At 60.9% G+C, this 20016-nt stretch carries 8 protein-coding genes, 1 rRNA gene and 2 pseudogenes; 8 read left to right on the forward strand and 3 right to left on the reverse strand.

Annotated elements, in window-relative coordinates; all coding sequences use genetic code 11:
• The first annotated feature begins 11 nt into the window (after positions 1–11).
• A 5S ribosomal RNA gene (gene rrf, locus JS530_RS02450) occupies positions 12–128 on the forward strand.
• Between the two features lie 225 nt (positions 129–353).
• Here rrf and JS530_RS02455 read toward each other — a convergent pair.
• Positions 354–1250, reverse strand: coding sequence for a PucR family transcriptional regulator (locus JS530_RS02455; RefSeq protein ID WP_214375650.1), 897 nt, complete (start codon positions 1248–1250; stop codon positions 354–356).
• Between the two features lie 55 nt (positions 1251–1305).
• The gene (locus JS530_RS02460; protein ID WP_214375651.1) at positions 1306–3441 is read right to left on the reverse strand and encodes a DUF6020 family protein; all 2136 of its coding nucleotides are present in this window, start codon (positions 3439–3441) and stop codon (positions 1306–1308) included.
• Positions 3442–3775: 334 nt separating this feature from the next.
• Between JS530_RS02460 and JS530_RS02465 the strand changes: the two genes are divergently transcribed.
• On the forward strand, positions 3776–4690 hold the full coding sequence (locus JS530_RS02465) for a biotin--[acetyl-CoA-carboxylase] ligase (protein ID WP_214375652.1): 915 nt from the start codon (positions 3776–3778) through the stop codon (positions 4688–4690).
• A 68-nt stretch (positions 4691–4758) separates the two neighbouring features.
• On the opposite strand, the gene JS530_RS02470 is transcribed toward JS530_RS02465, so the two are convergent.
• Positions 4759–5358 (reverse strand): biotin transporter BioY, encoded by a 600-nt coding sequence (locus JS530_RS02470; RefSeq protein WP_214375653.1) that lies wholly within the window; start codon positions 5356–5358, stop codon positions 4759–4761.
• A gap of 431 nt (positions 5359–5789) precedes the next feature.
• On the opposite strand from JS530_RS02470, the gene JS530_RS02475 reads away from it, so the two are divergent.
• From JS530_RS02475 to JS530_RS02495, 6 genes and pseudogenes are all read left to right on the forward strand, one after another.
• Entirely contained in the window at positions 5790–7697 is a 1908-nt protein-coding gene (locus JS530_RS02475; protein WP_214375654.1) for an ATP-binding protein, read from the forward strand.
• Positions 7690–9354 carry an acyl-CoA carboxylase subunit beta gene (locus JS530_RS02480; RefSeq protein ID WP_214375655.1) on the forward strand — a complete coding sequence of 555 codons (1665 nt, stop codon included), beginning with the start codon at positions 7690–7692 and terminating at the stop codon, positions 9352–9354. The genes JS530_RS02475 and JS530_RS02480 overlap by 8 nt, the downstream gene beginning before the upstream one ends.
• Positions 9355–9460: 106 nt before the next feature.
• Positions 9461–16841 (forward strand): annotated as a pseudogene (locus JS530_RS02485) (fatty acid synthase subunit beta domain-containing protein); the annotation flags it as partial.
• A gap of 77 nt (positions 16842–16918) precedes the next feature.
• Positions 16919–18967, forward strand: a pseudogene (locus JS530_RS11040) (beta-ketoacyl synthase N-terminal-like domain-containing protein); the annotation flags it as partial.
• A 472-nt stretch (positions 18968–19439) separates the two neighbouring features.
• Positions 19440–19673: a GAD-like domain-containing protein gene (locus JS530_RS11045; RefSeq protein ID WP_425350845.1), complete on the forward strand. Its 234-nt coding sequence runs from the start codon at positions 19440–19442 to the stop codon at positions 19671–19673.
• Positions 19574–19972 (forward strand): T6SS immunity protein Tdi1 domain-containing protein, encoded by a 399-nt coding sequence (locus tag JS530_RS02495; protein ID WP_240541056.1) that lies wholly within the window; start codon positions 19574–19576, stop codon positions 19970–19972. The genes JS530_RS11045 and JS530_RS02495 overlap by 100 nt, the downstream gene beginning before the upstream one ends.
• Positions 19973–20016 lie beyond the last annotated feature (44 nt).

The following is a 20016-nucleotide window of genomic DNA, read 5'->3' on the forward strand; positions in this document are numbered from 1 at the left end:
AACAGAAGACTTGCGGCGGTCACAGCCCAGGGGAGACGCCCGGACCCATTCCGAACCCGGAAGCTAAGGCCTGGCACGGCGATGGTACTGCACCCGACAGGGTGTGGGAGAGTAGCACGCCGCCGCATTAACACTTAACGAGAGACCCTCGGTCGAGCAACAGCTCCCGAGGGTCCCTGCATTTATTGCGTTTTCTATCCACAGCATATCCATGCACAGTAATGCATAACGCCCCTCAGGAATTCAGCTTCCTGAGGGGCGTTACTGCATTATGGCCAATAATCATTTGCTGTGTACGAGGTCATGTACCTCAACTCTGCGCACTCTGCACACGGCTATGCAGCGGTAACCGACTAAGCGGCCATACGGCCCAATGCAATCGCGCATGAAAGCACGAACGCTTCACGCGGATCAGTCGCATCCCATCCGGTGGACTCAGCGGCACGCTTCAAACGATAACGAATCGTATTCGGATGCACATTCAGCTCCTTAGCCGCCGTCTCCAATGAGCCGCCATACTTGAGGAATGTGGATACCGTCAGTAACGTCGGATCCTGCGGTCCTCCTGATGCCAGACTGCCATAGACCACGTTGACCAGCTCTTCGCGCGCGTCCACATCGCCAATCATGGCTCGTTCAGGAAGTGCATCATCATTGCGCAAAGGACGTGGTATCTGTGGCACTGCCGCAGCCAAAGCCGGTGCCGCCTGCAAACAGAACAACGACGTTCGAATCGAACGCATCGCACCATCCGCACCATTGAGCTGCGGACCTAATGCCAACGGACGCGCATCACTATATTCCGACGCAATCGTATTGCAAATCACTTCAGGCGTTGCCGCACCAATAGGACGAATCAGTGCCACGACTACCGTATTGGCGGATTTGTCCAGCTTTGCTGACTTATCCACAGACTTATCCACCGCAGTACCGTGCGCGGAACCACCATGCCCAGCAGCTAGCGAAGCGTGCAGCGTATGTTCGGCAGTAATACCGACCCCACCAAAATCAGACACGATTTTCTCAATGGCTTTACGCGTTCGTGCCGAGGAGCGCGCGGGGTAGCCGGCGATGGCATAGCAGTCGAACTCACCGGTAAAGCCAAGCAGCGTAAATAGCGACGAGACGCGTTGATCCGACAGCCCATTGAACAGACATTCAAAAAGCACCGTACGTATGCGGTCGGTTGCCGTGGCATCGGTGGCTCCGGCAACATCCTCTGCGAGAAGATCAAGAAAGTCTGAAGGCATATCCAATAGTGTAAACCTTGTTACTTGAGTTGCGCGCAGACCATGAGCATATGGCTTAGTCCTGAGACTGCACGGCAGCCAGTTCCGCACGCGATTCGCGCCAATAGGTAAGCACCACGAACCCAAAAGCAAAAGCCACGGGCAGCATATGACGCTCGAAGTTATTGGCGGGGGCGGTGATCATCACGCCCATCAGCAGAAGCAACGGCATATGCGTCATCAGAGTCAGCCAGCGGCGGCGAATGACCTCAGCGGCACCAATCAACAGCGTAAGCACCACATAGAAGTTGCCGTGCGTAGGCCAGCCGAGCACCGGAATCCAACCCCAGGACTTGGCAAACCCCGCGATATGCTCGCGCCAATCATGGTTGTATGACTTGATCCATACGGAACTTTTCTGCACATAATCGCTGGTCACGTAATACCCCATGGATACGTATGGCTGATCGGTCACATTGAAGTAGCCGAAGCATTTGGCCATTAACGCGTCAAAGGCAATGACCGGATTGTCTTTGACGATATCCAGCCACGCCTTGTTGAAGTTCGCCATGTCATCCGGCGTGACCGTACGCCACTTATAGCTGACCTTCTTGGACTGGATGCCCGAGGATTTCACCGGGTCGGCGTCCTGTTGCGAGTAGGCGTCGGCCATCTGGTCCTTGTTGAACACGGGGGAGAGGTTTTCCAACGCTTCCTGGGAGATGCCATCGGGATTGCGCTGCGCCACGCGCGCAATCATCTGCAGCTGCACGCCGCGGCTTTCGATGGGATCGCCACCAATGATCATATTCGAGGAGATGGCGTAGGCGATGCCGCCGTGAATCAATACGGTCGGAATAAGCAGCGCGGCAACGTAGGTGGCCCATCGGCGACGGTCGGCAATGATGGCCAATACGATTTGCAACGCGATGATGTACCACGCGTATTTGGCGGAGATCAGCATTACCGAAGTGGATACGATAAAGGCAATGAAGCTGTGCCGCGGCAGCTTCACTACCGACTGTACGACTGACGATGGTACCGAGTCTGCTGAACGGTTCTTCCGCGGCTTGCGCAGATGCCATGCGGCGGCCGGTCTCCACGTCTGGGTGAGCTCATACCAGATGCTGAACCACCAGACGAACGAGAATGCGAACAGTGGCGACTTCGTCAGCGAAATCGTGGAAAACACGGCCAACGGGCACACCATGAAGAACAGCAGAATCAGGAAGCGAGCTAAACCGCCGGCTTGCGGCGGCGTTGCTGAAGCCCCGGCACCGGCAGTGGACCCGGCATCGGCAGTGTCGGTTGCGCTCAACCAAGGTCGATTCAGGAAACGATGTGCGGCTGCGGCACAGCAGAATACCGCGAACAGCATTTGCAGGGCGGCGAGCACCACAATGCCGGCATCGTTCGAGCCGGTCACATACCGGGAGAATGATGCTGTGGCACCGTAGATCAGTGTCAGCACGATATTGTGCTGATCGGTCAGATATGTGGGATTGGACGGCCACATGTAGTGTGCGGTGGGGTAGATGTCCATCGGTACGAACGAGAAGAACCCGATGTAGGGCTGCTTCAATCCCGTCCATTGATTCCAAGCCCAGCTGAATTCGCGGATCTGCGAGCGAACATCCGCACCGAACGCGGCCAACAGCGTGGTGGGAATCCATAGCCAGCCGACGAAGAACACCAGCAGGAGTTTCCAGAACCGATTCGTGCCGCGGATGAGCCAGCGATTACAGAAAAGCAGCGCGCGTGCCGTGCCTGTGGCAATCTGCTGGCGGGAGATATGGAATCGGGCTGCACGTTTGCGTGTGCCGTCATCATCAGCCATATGCTGACTTTCAACAGTCTCGGCGTGCGCAAAAAACTGCTGAACTGCCTCGTGCAGGCGTGCGCTGAGTTTGGCAGGCAGCGCGCGGCCGAGCTCAGCGAATCGAACGCAGCCAAGAATAATGCCGATATAGATGATGAACGAACCGATGAAGATTGCGGTGTTCGCCCAGTTCCAGTGCGCGATGGTACCGGTTTCGAAATCCCAGTACAGCGGTCCGACTGCCGTGCACAGCGATAACCATAGGCAAGCCAATACCGCCAGTGTCCAGCGCGCGATACTGCCGATGCGGGCGAATCGTGAACTGCTTCGTTGGTTGCTCGCCGAGGAAGGGTGGCTTGCGGCGGCAGACTTGGATATGGCTGGTGACGTCATGTGAGTCAATGGTAGCCGCATACGCGAACGGCAAGGCAATCAACGTGTGAGTCACAAGATGACTGCGGCAAGCATAGCAGTGGACCGTACGCCTGTGCGAATGCAGTGCGATTGCAGTGCGATTGCAGTGCGATCGCGGCAGGTGTGCTGTCGAAGATGAGGGAGTCCGCTATACAGTGCAGTGCAGCGGGCGTGTGGTGGAGCGTCGAGGCCTGTGACTTTGCTCACGCTGTGAGCGTTCACATGGTGCTGATGCTGGTAAAACCTTGATTTTGAGCCGTTTTCGTGGGATTATTGGACTCTTCGGCATCCATGATGCGGTAACGTTTTGCTCATGATGCTTGCACTACAGACCACGAAACCTCAATTGCCGAAAACCGAGGCTATCGCGAATCGAATCGTCAGCGTTGCCGAAGTCGATTCCACCAATGCGCTTGCAGCACAGATGATTGCGGACGGTTCGCTGGCATTGCCGTCTTCGGCGGCCGGTTCCGATGCCGAGCGACTGCCGGTCGCCGTGGTGGTCGCTGATCGTCAGGTTGCCGGGCGCGGGCGCAATGGTCACTCTTGGATCAGCCAGCCGGGATGCTGTTCGACGATTTCCTATGTGGTACGCATCCCGCGGGCTGTGGCTTTGGATCCGTCGGTGAACGGCTGGCTGCAAATGATCGCCGGCCTGGCCACAGTGGACGCGTTGAACGGCATGATTGAGGAATCTGGTGCTTCGATGATTGATTCGGCGCATTTCCTGGAGCTTAAATGGCCGAACGATGTGTTTTGCCATGGATTGAAGCTCGGCGGACTGTTGTCTGAAGTGGTGATGATTCCTGATGCTGACGGCGGCGCTGCCGGAAGCGATGATGATGTGGCGCTGGTGTTCGGCGTCGGATTGAATCTGGCATTGGATCCCAGCAGACTGCCTACTGCGAAATCCACATCATTGCAGTTACACGCCACTGGTCTGCCCTCGTTCGATGCAATGCAGGATGCGGTGGCCGCACGCGAGGTCGAGGGATTGGGAACACGTTTGGCGAAGTTCATCGCGGATCCGCACGGGCAGGCCGAACTGCTGCGCGCTGAGATGAAGGCTATTTGCTGGGCACGCGGCCGTGAAGTCGAGGCGCATTTCACCGACGGATCCACGTTGGTTGGCAAGGCCATCGGGCTTGATGACGATGCATCATTGGTGCTGCATACGCCAGACGGAGTGGATCATATTGTGCACACTGCGGACGTGGGTGTGCTCTAAGTACGCAACGGTTCCCGAATTTCTCTCACTGACGATGCGTCAGTGAGAGAAATTCGGGAACCGAATGATTAGCGGCTGAGCTTGGTCAAGCCTGCGGCAGCCGCGGCGGCGACCACAGCCTTGACGATGTCGCCGAGAACGAAGCCCATCGAAGCCAGTGCCACGGCTGCAATCGGAGCGCCGGTCAGTGCGGATTGCACAAGGAAACCGAACGCGTACACTACGGCAACGCCGCCGATGATGGTGGCGAACAGGTAGCGGGCCGTAGTCAGTGCCGCGGCAGTCAGCGACGACGTATCCGCCTTGCCGCGCAGCAGCGCGATGACGATGGCGCCCGGAAGGAATCCGAAGATGAAGCCAGCGCTCGGGCCGACCAGAGCCATTGTGGAAGCGCCGCCGGCGAACACCGGCAGTCCGGCTGCTCCGGCTGCGATGTACAGAGCCAAAGCGGAACCCGCCTGTCGCCAGGTCAGCATCAGGCCGGCGAGCATCACCACGAACGTCTGCAGGGTGATCGGAACCGGGGTGCCCGGGATCGGAATCTCGCCGGCTGCAGCCGAAAGCCAAAGCAGTGCAGCGAAGAGCACCGGCTTCCAGGAGACTGCGGTTGCGCGACGAATCAGTGAAGCGGCGCTGGTGGCCGGTGCTGCGGTGTGTGAAGTCTGCATGATGGTTTCCCCTTGGTTGCGTAATGCGCATGCGGTACTGGTTGGTGCCGCATTGTCGCGATGTGAGATGCGGATGTCTTGCCGACTTGCTGAGTGAGGAAGCTCATCGGCAAGACATCCATGCTGGAGCCTTTCCCAACTGTGATTGCCATCGTACGAGTGTGCGGTTTCGTGCGGTTTCGTATGGAAATACAAAAAACCATTATTGTTTTTATTTGAAGTTGACGAACAATGCAGTAAATGTCAACTTTGATTGATTGGTGAGCGGCATGCTGAAAACGGCGTAATACTGCGGTTTTGCAGGCTGCGTACTTGCCGGTTACGTAAGGGGAACTTACGCAGGCGTTTGTTTGGCCTCTACAAAACGGGATGAAAGCTTTTGTTCGCATAGGGGTTGCCGGATTTCGTCATCAAGGGGACAATCTGACGATATGACTCAAAGTGTCAAGAAATTACTGATTGCGAACCGAGGTGAAATCGCCCTTCGCGTGGTGCGCACGGCCAAGGAGATGGGGATCTCCACGGTGGCCGTGTATGCCGAACAGGACCGCAACAGCCGCTACGTGGACATGGCGGATGAAGCCTACCTGCTTTCCGGCGACACCTATAAGGACACGTACCTCAACGAAGACCTGCTCATCGATATCCTGCACCGCTCCGGCGCAAACGCCGTGCACCCCGGCTACGGTTTCCTTTCCGAGGTGCCGAGCTTCGCGCAGAAGGTCGAGGATGCCGGTGCAATTTGGGTAGGTCCGCACCACACCGCACTCGTGGACCTTGGCGACAAGATCACCGCGCGACGCGTGGCATTGCGCGCCAAGGTGCCGCCGGTGCCCGGCATCTCCGAGCCGGTGACCGACGTGCGTACACTGCTCGACTTCGCGCACACGCATGGCTATCCGATCATGATGAAGCGCACCGATGGCGGCGGCGGCCACGGCATCACCGTGGTGTATGACGACGAGGAGCTGCGTCGCTTCTACATGAACCATGATGCCTTGCAGGGCGGCGACCTCAACGAATACTTCATCGAGAAATTCGTGGACAAGGCTCGCCATGTGGAAACCCAGTCCGGACGCGATTCGCACGGCAATTTCACTGTGTATTCCACGCGCGACTGCTCGCTGCAGCGCCGCAACCAGAAGCTCGTGGAAGAGGCGCCCGCCCCATTCCTGACCGAGGAAGTCGTCGCCACGTTGGAGGAATACTCCCGTCGGCTTTTCACCACCGTGGACTATGTGGGTCTTGGCACCTGTGAATTCATGGTGACGCCGAACGGCAAAGTCTATTTCCTGGAAGTGAATCCTCGACTGCAGGTGGAACATACCGTCTCCGAAGAAGTCAGCGGTCTTGATCTGGTGCGCGAACAGTTGGTCATCGCCTCCGGCGGCGAGCTGACCCGTGCTCCCGAACCCGGTGGCCACAGCTTCGAGCTGCGCATCACCAGTGAGGATCCGGCCACCAACCTGACTCCCGGTTCCGGCACGCTCGAAAAGATTCAATGGCCGGCAGGCCCTGGCGTGCGCATCGACACCGGTGTGGAGCAGGGCGACACGATCTCCCCGAAATTCGATTCGATGATGGGCAAGGTCATCGTCACCGCGCAGAACCGTCTCGACGCCGTGGCCCGTGTGCGCCGCGTGCTCGACGAATTGGTGATCGAGGGTGTGCCCACGCCGATTCCGCTGTACAAGGAAATCTTCCGCAACGATGACTTCACCGCCGAACACGGTCATCCGTTCTCGGTGACCACCAAGTGGCTGGAGCGCACGTACCTGAACCGTACGCCTGATTCGGCTCGCGCCGGCCAGCCGGCATCATTGGGCGCCACCGCCGCAGGTGCACCGGGTGCCGCCGCAAACCAGCCGGATAAGACCAAGTCCGAGACGTTCGTCATCGAAATGAACGATCGGCGCGTCAAGCTCACCGTGCCGCTGGACATCGTGGAGAACCTAACCGGTTCCGCCCGTGCCCGCAATGCCAAGCGCCCGACCCAGCCATTGCGCGGCGCCGGATTGCATAACGTGGCATCGGCCGCGGCCAAAGTCAACGATGGCGCCAAATCCGGCATCATCGCCTCCCCGATGCAGGCCGTGGTCACGCGCATCAACGTGTCCGAAGGCCAGCAGGTGGCCAAGGGCGATCTTCTGGTGGTGCTCGAATCCATGAAGATGGAGAACTATGTGTACGCGCCTGCAGCCGGCGAAGTCAAGAAGATCTTCGTCAGTCCGGCCGACGGCGTGGAAGCCGGCGACACGTTGGTCACGCTCGACGTGACTGGCGGCAAGGTCCCATCAACGGGAGCCAATCCGGTGAAGGAAGGCGGCAAGAATGACTGACATCATGGATTCGCCTGCTGTTAAAGCCGTGCAGGCTGCCGCTGCGGCTGGAACCTCGGTGTCTCCGGCATCGGCAGGCGCGGCGTCCAATGCCGCTTCGCAGCCCTCCGGCCACCAGCCATTGCGCGCAGCTGTGGTACGCGCCGCCGAATTGGCTCGTGCAGCCGAAGATCGCGCCCGCGACAAGCAGCACGCCAAAGGCAAGAAAACCGCGCGCGAACGCCTCGACCTGCTGTTCGACACCGGCTCCTTCGAGGAAATCGGCCGATTCCAAGGCGGCAACATCGCCGGCGGCAATGCCGGAGCCGCGGTCATCACCGGATTCGGACTCGTCTACGGGCGCAAGGTCGCCGTCTACGCGCAGGACTTCTCCGTCAAAGGCGGCACCTTGGGTACCGCGGAGGGTGAGAAGATCTGCCGGCTGATGGACATGGCCATCGACCTCAAAGTGCCAATCGTAGCCATCGTGGACTCCGGCGGCGCCCGTATCCAGGAAGGTGTGGCCGCGCTCACCCAGTACGGTCGAATCTTCCGCAAAACCTGTGAAGCCAGCGGATTCGTACCGCAGCTGAGCTTGATTCTGGGACCCTGCGCCGGCGGTGCCGTCTACTGCCCGGCCCTGACCGACCTCATCATCATGACCCGCGAGAACTCGAACATGTTCGTCACCGGGCCGGACGTGGTCAAGGCGGCCACCGGTGAAACCATTTCGATGGCAGACCTCGGCGGCGGCGAAGTGCATAACAAGGTCTCCGGTGTGGCTCACTACCTCGGCGAAGATGAATCCGATGCCATCGACTACGCGCGCACCGTGCTCGCCTACCTGCCATCCAACTCGGAAAGCCAGCCGCCGGTCTACGCGTACGCCGCCACCCGCGCCGAACGCGACACCGCCAAGCGACTCGCCACCATCGTGCCCGCCAACGAACGCCAGCCTTACGACATGCTCGACGTGATCCGCTGCATCACCGACTACGGCGAATTCGTGCAGGTCCAGGAGCTCTTCGGCGCTTCCGCGCTCGTGGGCTTCGCCTGCATCGAAGGCAAGCCGGTGGGCATTGTGGCGAACCAGCCGAACGTACGCGCCGGCATCCTCGACGTGGATTCCTCGGAAAAAGTCGCCCGATTCGTGCGCTTGTGCGATGCCTTCAACCTGCCGGTGATCACGCTCGTGGACGTGCCCGGATACAAACCCGGCTCCGATCAAGAGCACGCCGGCATCATTCGCCGCGGCGCCAAAGTGATCTACGCCTACGCCAACGCGCAAGTGCCACTGGTCACCGTAGTGCTGCGCAAGGCATTCGGCGGCGCCTACATCGTCATGGGTTCCAAGGCCATCGGCGCCGACCTGAACTTCGCTTGGCCGAGCTCGCAGATTGCAGTGCTTGGCGCAGCTGGCGCGGTGAACATCATCCACCGTCATGATCTGGCCAAAGCCAAAGCCGCGGGACTTGATGTAGAAGCGCTGAGAGCCAAATACATCAAGGACTACGAAACCAGCACGGTCAACGCGAACCTCTCGCTCGAAATCGGACAGATTGACGCGATGATCGACCCCGAACAAACTCGCGAAGTCATCATCGAATCACTGAGCACACTGGCCACCAAGCGTCGCGTGAAACATACGACCAAGCACCACGGCAACCAGCCGCTGTGACTTGCATCGGGCAGGTTGCAGCCCGGTGGGTTGTCGACTGAACTGACAACGCCATCCATATAACACAACTTTGTAAGACGCCAACTCAACACAAGTAAGGAAAGTAATGACCACCTTCTTCCTCAATCGCCTGGCCGCCGAGCCGCACGCGCTCGCCTTTGCCGGACAGTCCACCCCGTGGCCGGTTACGCTCGCCGATCAGACCACCGATCCCAGCCTTGCCGACGCACTGCACGCTCACGCCGAAGCCGCCAGCCGACTGCTGACCCCAGTCGCCGCAGATCTGCTGGCTACCACCGGTCGCCCGGTCGATCTGTTCGGTTTCACGCCGAACCCGGCCAAACTCGGTGCCGCAGCCGATGCCTCTGCCTCCGTGGAAGGCATTGCGCTGACCCAGCTGGGCGCACTGCTCGACCTTGAACACCTTGGCTATGCACTGTCCGCAGCACATCCAGTCGCCGTGCTCGGCCATTCGCAGGGCGTGCTCGCCGTGCACATGGCACGCGCCATCGAAGAAGCCGGTTCCGTTGAGTCTGCCGCCGAAGCGCTGGATGAAATCCTGGCTATTGCAGCGTTGATTGGTGCCGCCGGCACCCGCCGCGTGCGTGCGCTTGGACTTGCCGCCAAGTACGGTGAGGCCAGCCCAATGCTCTCCGTCAAGGGCGCCAACAAAGCGCAGGTCGAGGCACTGATCGCACGCGTGGCTGATGGCGGGCATGCTCGCGGGCCGATTTCCATCGCCGTCACCAACTCCGCGAACCATTATGTGCTTTCCGGCTACCCGGAGGATTTGGCCGCATTCGCTGTAGCCGCCAAGCACGAACACCAGCATCAGGCCAAGCTGCGCGAACAGAAGCTGCGCGGCGGCACCGTGTTCAACCCCATTTTGGAGTACCTTGAGGTCACCCTGCCGTTCCACTCGCCACTGATGGCTGAAGCTGTTGAACAGACCGTGGCATGGGCTGCCGCATGCGGCTTCGATCAGGATCGCACCCGCGCGCTCGCCGAGGAAGTGCTTATCAATCACGTGGACTGGAACGCCCGCGTCAAGCATCTGCTGGAAACTGCCGAAGATCCGGCCAAGCTGTGGATTGTGGATCTGGGTCCGGGCAATACGCTCGGCAAGCTCATCGGCAACGTGGTGCAAGGCACCGGTGTCGGCGTGGTGGAAGCCACCACGTTGGCCGAACGCGCTGCACTCTCCACGCTGGAAGGCGAGCCAGAGCGCACGCAGAACTGGAAGACGTTCGCACCACGCGTGATCAGCACGCCGGCCGGCGACAAGCTGGTCACCAAGTTCTCCCGTCTCACCGGCAAGCCGCCGGTACTGTTGCCAGGCATGACGCCGACCACCGTGGAGCCTGAGATCGTGGCCGCGGCAGCCAACGCCGGCTACTGGGCTGAGCTCGCAGGCGGCGGCCAGGTGACCGCCGAAGTGTTCGACCGCCACGTGGCCGCTCTCGAGGAACAGCTTGAAGAAGGCCGCACGGTGGAATTCAATGCGATGTTCATGGACCGCTACCTGTGGAACCTGCAGTTCGGATCCTCCCGCATCGTGCCGAAGAAGCGTCAGTCTGGCGCTCCGATCGACGGTGTGGTGGTGTCCGCCGGCATCCCCGAGCTGGATGAGGCCGTGACGCTGATCAAGCAGCTGCACGCCGACGGTCTGCCGTACGTGAGCTTCAAGCCCGGCACCGTGGACCAGATTCGCCAGGTGGTGGCCATCGCCAAGGCCGTGGCTCCCGCCACCATCATGATTCAGGTGGAAGGTGGCGAGGCAGGCGGCCACCACAGTTGGGAAGCTCTGGACGACCTGCTGGCCGCCACCTATGCTGAGGTGCGTGCCTGCGAGAACCTGGTGCTCGTGGCCGGTGGCGGCATCGGCACTCCTGAGCGTGCCGCCGACTACATTTCCGGCCAGTGGGCCCGCGCCTACGGTCTGCCGGCTATGCCGGTGGATGGCGTGCTCGTAGGCACCGCCGTGATGACCGCCAAGGAAGCGCATACCAGCCCTGAAGTCAAGCAGCTGCTGGTCAAGACGCCGGGTATTGCCGGCACTTCGGCTGCTGACTCTGATGCTGCCGTGGATGTGTTCGCGCCGCAGGCCGCACACTGGGTGCCGTCCGGCAAGTCCGTGGGCGGTGTCTCCTCCGGTCTGAGCCATCTGCATGCCGATATCTATGAGCTTGAAAACGCGTCCGCCGAATGCGGCCGACTGCTCGTACGCGTTATGAAGCACCCGGAGGAGCTGGAATCCCGTCGCGAGGAAATCATTGCGGCGCTCGATAAGACCGCCAAGCCATACTTCGGCGACCTTGCTTCCATGACCTACCTCGAATGGGCGCAGCGTTTCGCTGATCTTGCCTTCCCCTGGGTGGACCCCACCTATGCCGACCGCTTCCAGCACCTGTTGGAGCGTATCGAAGCGCGCGTCAACGATACTGATTCCGGTGCGTTCACCTCCAAGCTGTTCGCTGCCGCTGATGCCTCTGCCGAAGATGCTGCAGCAGCCGGACTGCTGACTCGCGCCGATGTGGCTGCCGACCCGTCCGCCGCACTCGCCAAGCTTGCCGAAATCTACCCGCGAACCGCCGAACTCAAGGTGGTGCCCGCCGATGTGGCATGGTTCCCGGTGCTGGTGCGCGAATATCCGAAGCCGATGCCGTTCGTGCCGGTCATCGACAACGATCTGCTGCGCTGGTGGGGTCAGGATCAGCTCTGGCAGTCCGAGGATGCGCGTTACTCCGCTGATTCCGTGCGTGCCATCCCCGGTCCGATTTCCGTGGCTGGCATCACCACTGTGGACGAGCCGGTTGCCTCGATTCTTGGCCGATTCGAGCATGCCGCTATCGAGCGCGCCAAGGAAGCGGAAGATTCAGCTGTGTCCGAAGCCGATGATTTCGCCGCGCTCGGTGAAGCGGCTTCCGCTGAGGACTTCATCCGCAAGTCCCCGAACATCTCTTGGGTCGGCCACATCACCGATAATCCCGCCTACGGCACCGCGTTGGGCGACAAGAACTACGAGATTCGCGCATTCGATGCCGCAGCCGGCAAGTATGATCTCGACATTCACCTCGATACTTTCTGGGACAACGATCCGGACGGCGGCACTTCCAAGCATGCCGTGCGCGACATCGTCATTCCGCTGATTGTGAACGGTGCCGAGCCGGGCCGCGTGCCGGTCGTGGATCGTGAACGACTGATTCCGGACGTGTACGCGATGTTGGCCGCCACCGCCGGCATCGGCAACACCGCCATCACCGGCGACAAGCTCACCGCCATGCCCGAGATTGTGCCTGCTGCCGATCGAGTATTCGGCGAAGCACACACCACCTACACCCTGTCCGCCAACCTCGGTTTCGACCACGAGGCGGCCACCGGTGGCGCACTGCCAACTGATTTGCAGCCTAGCCGCATCGCTCCGGATGCGCTGGTCGGCCCGGCTTGGCCGGCGATCTACGCGGCACTCGGTTCCGTATCTGTCAACGGCTACCCGGTGATCGAAGGCCTGCTCAACGCCGTACATCTCGACCATCTCATCGAACTTGAGGTTGATGAAGCCGAGCTGCTGCGCCACGTTGGCGAAACCGTTGCCCTGACTTCCTGGGCCGAGGATTACTTCGAATCCGCTTCCGGCCGTGTGGTCACCATCCATGTGACCCACACCGCCGCCGACGGCACGCTGCTCGCCCGCGAAACCGAACGCTTCGCCATCCGCGGCCGCGTCTACTCCGACGCGTTGCCGGCCGATGCTCCGGAATTCGGCGATGCCGCACACGATGAGATCGAGCCGACTCCTCGCCGTTTGCTCCGTCGCGTCAAGGTCACCGCTCCCGGCGACATGACCGCATTCGCCCGTACTTCCGGCGATTTCAACCCAATCCACACCTCCACCCGTGGCGCTCGCATCTCCGGTCTGAAGGCTCCGCTCGTGCACGGTATGTGGCTGTCTGCCACCGCCCAGCACGCGGTGCAGGCCACCGACGAGAAGGGTGCGCATTACGAGATCGCCGGCTGGACCTACAACATGTACGGCATGGTTCAGCTGAACGATCAGGTGGAAATCTCCGTGGAACGCGTCGGCAAAGTGCGCCACGGTGGCATGACCCTCGAAGTCACCTGCCGTATCGACGGACAGCTGGTTTCCCGCGGCACCGCATTGGTGCGTGCACCTCGCGCCGCCTTCGTCTACCCTGGCCAGGGCATCCAGAAGCAGGGCATGGTGCTGGACGAACGCGCCAAGTCCGCAGCCGCCCGCGACGTGTGGGAGCGAGCCGACAAGCTCACCCGCTCCAAGCTCGGTTTCTCGATCATCGGTCTCGTGCGCGATAACCCGAAGGAGCTGACCGCCAACGGCGTCACCTACCGTCACCCTGAAGGACTGCTCAACCTGACCCAGTTCACCCAGGTGGCGCTCGCCACCGTGGCCTTCGCCCAGACCGCACGTCTGCGCGAAGCCGGCGCAGATATCTGGCCCGCCTACTTCGCCGGCCATTCGCTCGGCGAATACAATGCGCTGTCCGCATTCGCTGGCGTGATTCCGCTGGAAACCGTGCTCGAACTCGTGTTCCACCGCGGCTCCACGATGCATCATCTGATCGATCGCGACGCGCAAGGCCGCTCCAACTACCGCATGGGAGCGCTGCGCCCGAACCAGTTCGGCGTTGACGACGCCCACGTGAAGGAATACGTGGAATCCGTGGCCAAGAAGAGCGGCGAATTCCTGCAGATCGTGAACTACAACCTCGCCGGCCAGCAGTACGCCATCGCCGGTACTATCGCCGGTCTTAAGGCACTGAAGGCCGATGCCGCCCGCCGAGTCGCCGAATACGGCGGCAAGCCAGCGTTCATGCTGGTGCCGGGTATCGACGTGCCGTTCCATTCCACGCTGCTTCGTAAGGGCGTGCCGGAGTTCCGCGATAAGCTCGATGCTTTGCTGCCACAGCACATTGACTACCGTGGTCGTTTGGTGGGCCGCTACATTCCGAACCTGGTGGCTGCGCCGTTCGAAATGACCAAGGAGTTCGCAGCGAAGATCCTCGAAGTCGTACCGTCCGAACGCATTCGCGAGGCTCTGGAGAACTCGGCTGTATGGGATTCCTATGCCGCCGACGATCAGAAGCTCGGCCGACTGCTGCTGACCGAACTGCTTTCCTGGCAGTTCGCATCCCCGGTGCGCTGGATTGAAACCCAAGCCCTGCTGTTCGGTTCGCGAGCCGATGGTGGCCTTGGCGTCGAGGAATATGTGGAAGTCGGTCTCGGCAATGCGCCGACGCTGGCCAACCTCGGTGCCAAGACGCTGCGTCTGCCCGAGTTCGCGGGCACCGACACCGTGGTCTACAACGTGGGACGCGACGAGGGTCGCGTCTATATGACTGATTCCGACTCCTTGGTGCCCGAGGATGATGATGCTGATGTGGCGGCTCCGGCTCCGGTCGAGACCGCCCCTGCCGGTGGCTCCGCCGTCGCCAAGCTTGGCTCCGGTGTTGCCGCTGCTCAGGCTCCTCTCGCTGAGGAAAACGCTGTCGCAGCTGCCTCTGTGCCGACAGCGGATGGCTCCATCGCCGGGCTGCAATCAGGGCAGCCCGCTGACTTGCCGTTCAAGGCCTCCGACGCCATCGGCGTGCTTATGGCTTACTCCGCCAAGGTGCGCCTCGACCAGATCGGCAGCACCGACACCACCGACACTCTGACCAACGGTGTCTCCTCTCGCCGTAACCAGCTGCTTATGGACATCAGCTCCGAGCTCGGCGTGGCCAGCGTGGACGGTGCCGCCGAGGCGACGCTGGTGCAGCTCGCGCAAATCGTCAACAAGGCTGCCCCGAACTACAAGCCGTTCGGTGCTGTGCTTTCCGAAGCCCTGCGCGATCGACTGCGCTCGCTGTTCGGTGCCGCTGGCGTCAAGCAGCAGTACATTCGCGACCGTGTGACCAACGTCTGGCAGCTCGGTGAAGGTTGGGTGGCCAGCGTGCTTGCCGCGCTGTTGCTCGACACCCGTGAAGGTGCCAGCTCCCGCGGCGGCGACCTGGCCAAGCTGCCGACCGCAGCTGTGCAGTCCAAGGCTGAAGCCGATAAGCTCATCGACGCCGCCGTGCAGGCCGTTGCCCAGCTCAAGGGTGTTTCGGTTGCCTTGCCGTCCGCAGGTGGTGCAGCCGGTGGTGCCGTGGTGGATTCCGCTGCCCTCGACGCGTTCGCCGAGAAGGTCACCGGTTCCAACGGTGTACTCGCCGCCACTGCCCGCTTTGTGCTGAACGAGCTCGGCGTTGCCGCTCCGGTACCGGAGGAGGGTGACGACGAAAACGCTGCCGTAGTGGCCGCCGTCGAAGCCGAACTTGGCTCCGATTGGCCGAAGCAGGTCGAACCGCGCTTCGATGCGAACAAGGCCATCCTCTTTGATGATCGTTGGGCATCCGCTCGTGAGGATCTGGCTCGTGCCTACTACAACCACGATGCTGCTGCTTTGGCGGGCAGCTTCGTCGGCCTCGGCAAGACCATCGCCGACGAAGCTCAGTGGTTTGCTGAGCAGCTCTCGACTGAGACCTCTTCTAGCCTCAAAGTCGCATTCGCTCGCATCGCATCCGAGGCCCTCGAATCGGTCACTTCCGACGCTGCCGCCTCCCGCTTTGCGAACGACATCGCCATCGTGACCGGCGTGAGCCCGAACTCCATCGCCGCACAGGTGGTCGAAGGCCTGCTTGCCGGCGGTGCCACCGTGGTGGCCACCTCGCACAGCTTCAAGCCATCCGTCAAGGCATGGGCCAAGCAGGCATACCGTGAGCATGCCACCGGTAACGCCAAGCTGTGGCTGGTTCCGGCCAACCTCTCCAGCTACCGCGATGTGGATGCGCTGGTCGACTGGGTGGGCCACGAGCAGAAGAAGACCTCCGGTGCCACCACGACCATCCTGAAGCCTGCGTGGGAACCGACCCTGTTCTTCCCGTTCGCCGCTCCGCCGGTGCATGGCACGCTGGCCGATGCCGGCGATCTGTTCGAATCTCAGGCGCGACTCATGCTCTGGGGTGTGGAACGCGCGATTGCTGGTCTGTCCAAGATTGGTGCCGACACCAACGTGCAGCACAAGCTGCATGTGGTGCTGCCCGGTTCCCCGAACCGTGGCGTCTTTGGTGGTGACGGTGCGTATGGCGAAGTCAAGTCCGCTTTCGATGCCGTGGTGAACCGTGCCCGTGCCGAGCGCGATGCCTGGTCTGGCCGCGTGACCTTCGCCCATCCGAAGATCGGCTGGGTGCGTGGCACTGGCCTGATGGGCGGTAACGATCCGCTGGTCAACGTGGTGGAGCGTCATGGCATCCACACCTATTCCACCGCGCAGATCGCAGCCAAGCTGCTCGACCTGTGCACTGCGGAATCGCGCGCGGAAGCCGTCAAGGCTCCGCTCGACGTGGACCTGACCGGTGGCCTCGGCTCCGAGCCCATCGACATCAAGGCCCTGCGTGCGGAGGCTGAGGCAGAAGCTGAGGCAGATGCGCAGACAGCTCCTTCGTCAGAGGAAGCCAAGGAGCAGAGTAGTGAATCCAGTGCCGCAGGCTCCGTTTCCGCCGCATCCCTCAAGGCCCTGCCTACGCCAATCGTCACCAAGCAAGCTGCAGTCAACCTTGCCGACTGGCAGGGCGTCACCGCCAAGCCGGAAGACGAAATCGTCATCGTATCCATTGGCGAACTTGGTCCGTGGGGTTCCGGCCGCACCCGTGCCGAAGCCGAACTTGGCATCCATTCGGATGGCGAAGTCGACCTGAGCGCCGGCGCAGTGCTCGAGCTGGCCTGGAACATGGGCCTGCTCACTTGGCAGGACAGCCCGAAGCCAGGCTGGTACGACACCGACGGCAACCTGGTGCCCGAAGAGGATATCGCCGAACGCTACCACGACGAGGTTGTGGCCCGCTCCGGTATCCGTCCGTTCGAGGAGGGCATGGGCAACGACTACAAGGACGGTGCCGACGAGGAGGAAGCCGAGGTCTTCCTGGACCACGATGTCACCTTCTCTGTGCCGAGCCGCGAAGTCGCCGAGGAATACGTCAAGCTGGATGCCAAGCACACCACCATCGCACCGGACGCCGAATCCGGCGAATGGAATGTGACGCGTCACGCCGGCTCGATGATCCGCGTGCCGCGTCGCGCCACCATGACCCGCACGGTCGGCGGCCAGTTCCCGAAGGGCTTCGATCCGACCCGCTGGGGTATTCCGGCATCGATGGTCGGCGACGTGGACAAGATCGCACTGTGGAACATCGTCACCACCGTGGATGCCTACCTGAACGCAGGCTTCACCCCGGCCGAAATCCTACAGTCGATTCACCCGTCGCTGATCGCGTCCACGCAGGGCACCGGCTTCGGCGGCATGGCCTCGATGCGCAAGCTGTACCTTGACCGCTTCCTGAACCACGAGATTCCGACCGACATCCTGCAGGAAGCCCTGCCGAATGTGGTGGCCGCGCACGTGATGCAGTCCTACATCGGTGGCTACGGCAACATGATTCAGCCGGTTTCCGCCTGCGCCACCGCTGCCGTCTCCCTCGAGGAAGGCGTCGATAAGATTGCGCTCGGCAAGGCCGACTTCGTGGTCACTGGTGCAATCGACGACATCGGCGTGGAATCCGTGATTGGCTTCGGCAACATGAACGCCACCGCCAACTCCGCCGAAATGTACGGCAAGGGCATCGATGCACGCTTCTTCTCCCGTGCGAACGACCGTCGCCGCGGCGGCTTCCTGGAATCCCAGGGTGGCGGCACGATCTTGGTGACCCGAGGCGATATCGCAGAACAGCTCGGCCTGCCGGTCGCGGCCGTGGTCGGCTTCATCCACAGCTATGCGGATGGCGCACACACCTCGATTCCGGCTCCGGGCCTCGGCGCTTTGGCGGCGGGCCTCGGCGGACGCAAGTCCAAGCTGGTGCGCGATCTGGCCGCGTTGGGCGTCTCCGCCGATGACATCGCCGTGGTCTCCAAGCACGACACCTCCACGAATGCCAACGATCCGAACGAATCCGAGCTGCACAACACGCTGGCCCACGCGATTGGGCGTACGGACGGCAACCCGTTGTTCGTAATCTCCCAGAAGACGCTCACCGGCCACGCCAAGGGCGGTGCCTGCATCTTCCAGGTCAACGGCCTGACCCAGCTGTTCAAGTCCGGTGTGCTTCCGGCGAACGCGTCGCTCGACTGCGTCGACCCGAAGCTCAAGTGCGACGACCACATGGTCTGGTTGCGCAAGCCGCTGCGCATCGGCGGCGGTGAAGACCAGTTCGGTCACGAAACCGCAGGTCGCCCGGTCAAGGCCGGTCTGGCTACGTCGCTCGGCTTCGGCCATGTGTCCGGCTTCGTGGCATTGGTTCACCCCGGTGCATTCGAAGCGGCTGTGGCCAAGGCCGATGGTGAAGAGGCTCTGGCCAAGTGGCGCGAACGCGCCAACGAGCGTCTCGCCGCTGGCCAGCGCCACCTCGAGGAAGGCATGATGGGTCGTGCCGCGCTTTATGAGCCGATCGACAACCGTCGCTTCCATGAGGACCACCGCGGCTATGACCACCATGAGGTCGAAAAGGCAATGCTTCTGAATCCTGATGCTCGCCTTGGTGAATCCGGCTTCTACGAAGCCTGATGTTCCCCCTAGCCCCCACCGGTTGATGGGAGTCAACCTTCCCGAATTTCTCTCACTGACGCAAGCTCAGTGAGAGAAATTCGGGAAGGTTGAGAAAGCCTCTCTTCGGAGGGGCTTTCTGCATTACAAGGGGTTGATTTCCGGACTTTGGAACATCTTTCTGCATTACAAGGGGTTCCTAATCCACGAAAGCACGAGTATTAATGGCATTCCCGCAACGTTATTCCGCCGTTTTAGGGTTGCTGCTACTTGAACAACAACCCCTTGTAAAGCAGAAAGACCTCCGGCAGCCTGCAAATCAACCCCTTGTAAGCGAGATACGAGATACACGTAGCGGTTTCGCGATCACGCTCCCCAACAATGGATATCGGCAATTTCGGCGATACTGGTACTAAGCATGAGTGACGGGAGAATGCCCATGGTCGATCCGGATGACCGAAGTTGTTTCGATGATTTTGTGCCGTTTCGCCCGATGCCGCCGAGCTCATACGAGCGGTGGCATAACAAACTGCCGCACGAGATTGTCGACGTTTGGGATCGATGGGGGCTTGGCACCTTCTGCGATGGGTATCTCCGCGTCATCAACCCCGATGACTGGGCGGGCTATTGGTTCGTCTGTACTATCTGCCGTGGCAGAAGCAAGTGCCGATTCCCATCTTTGCAACCGCGTTCGGCGATCTCATCGCATTGGAGCCACAGGATTTGATGGTGACGCTGCAATTCCGCAACAATATATTCCGATCGTCCATGCTCAAGTATTATTTGGCGGATATCCCTGATGAGTACTTCCGGCAGCATGTACTAGGCATGCGGGGTTATAAGGCAGCAAAGAAACGGCTGTCGATTCCGAAGTACGGTGACTGTTATGTCTATGACCCGCTGGTGTGCCAAGGTGGGCCGGAACGTACTGATCACTTGCGAATCGCCAATATGCATACGTATCTCAAAGAGTTGATTGCCATCGGCTACCAGCTCAACGAAGACAACATCCGTATTCTTGACTGATAAAGCTTTGCGATAACACAGGAATTCGCGCAATCATTGGGTGG

The sequence above is a fragment of the Bifidobacterium colobi genome (genome assembly GCF_018555455.1).
GTDB classification, from domain to species: Bacteria; Actinomycetota; Actinomycetes; order Actinomycetales; family Bifidobacteriaceae; genus Bifidobacterium; species Bifidobacterium colobi.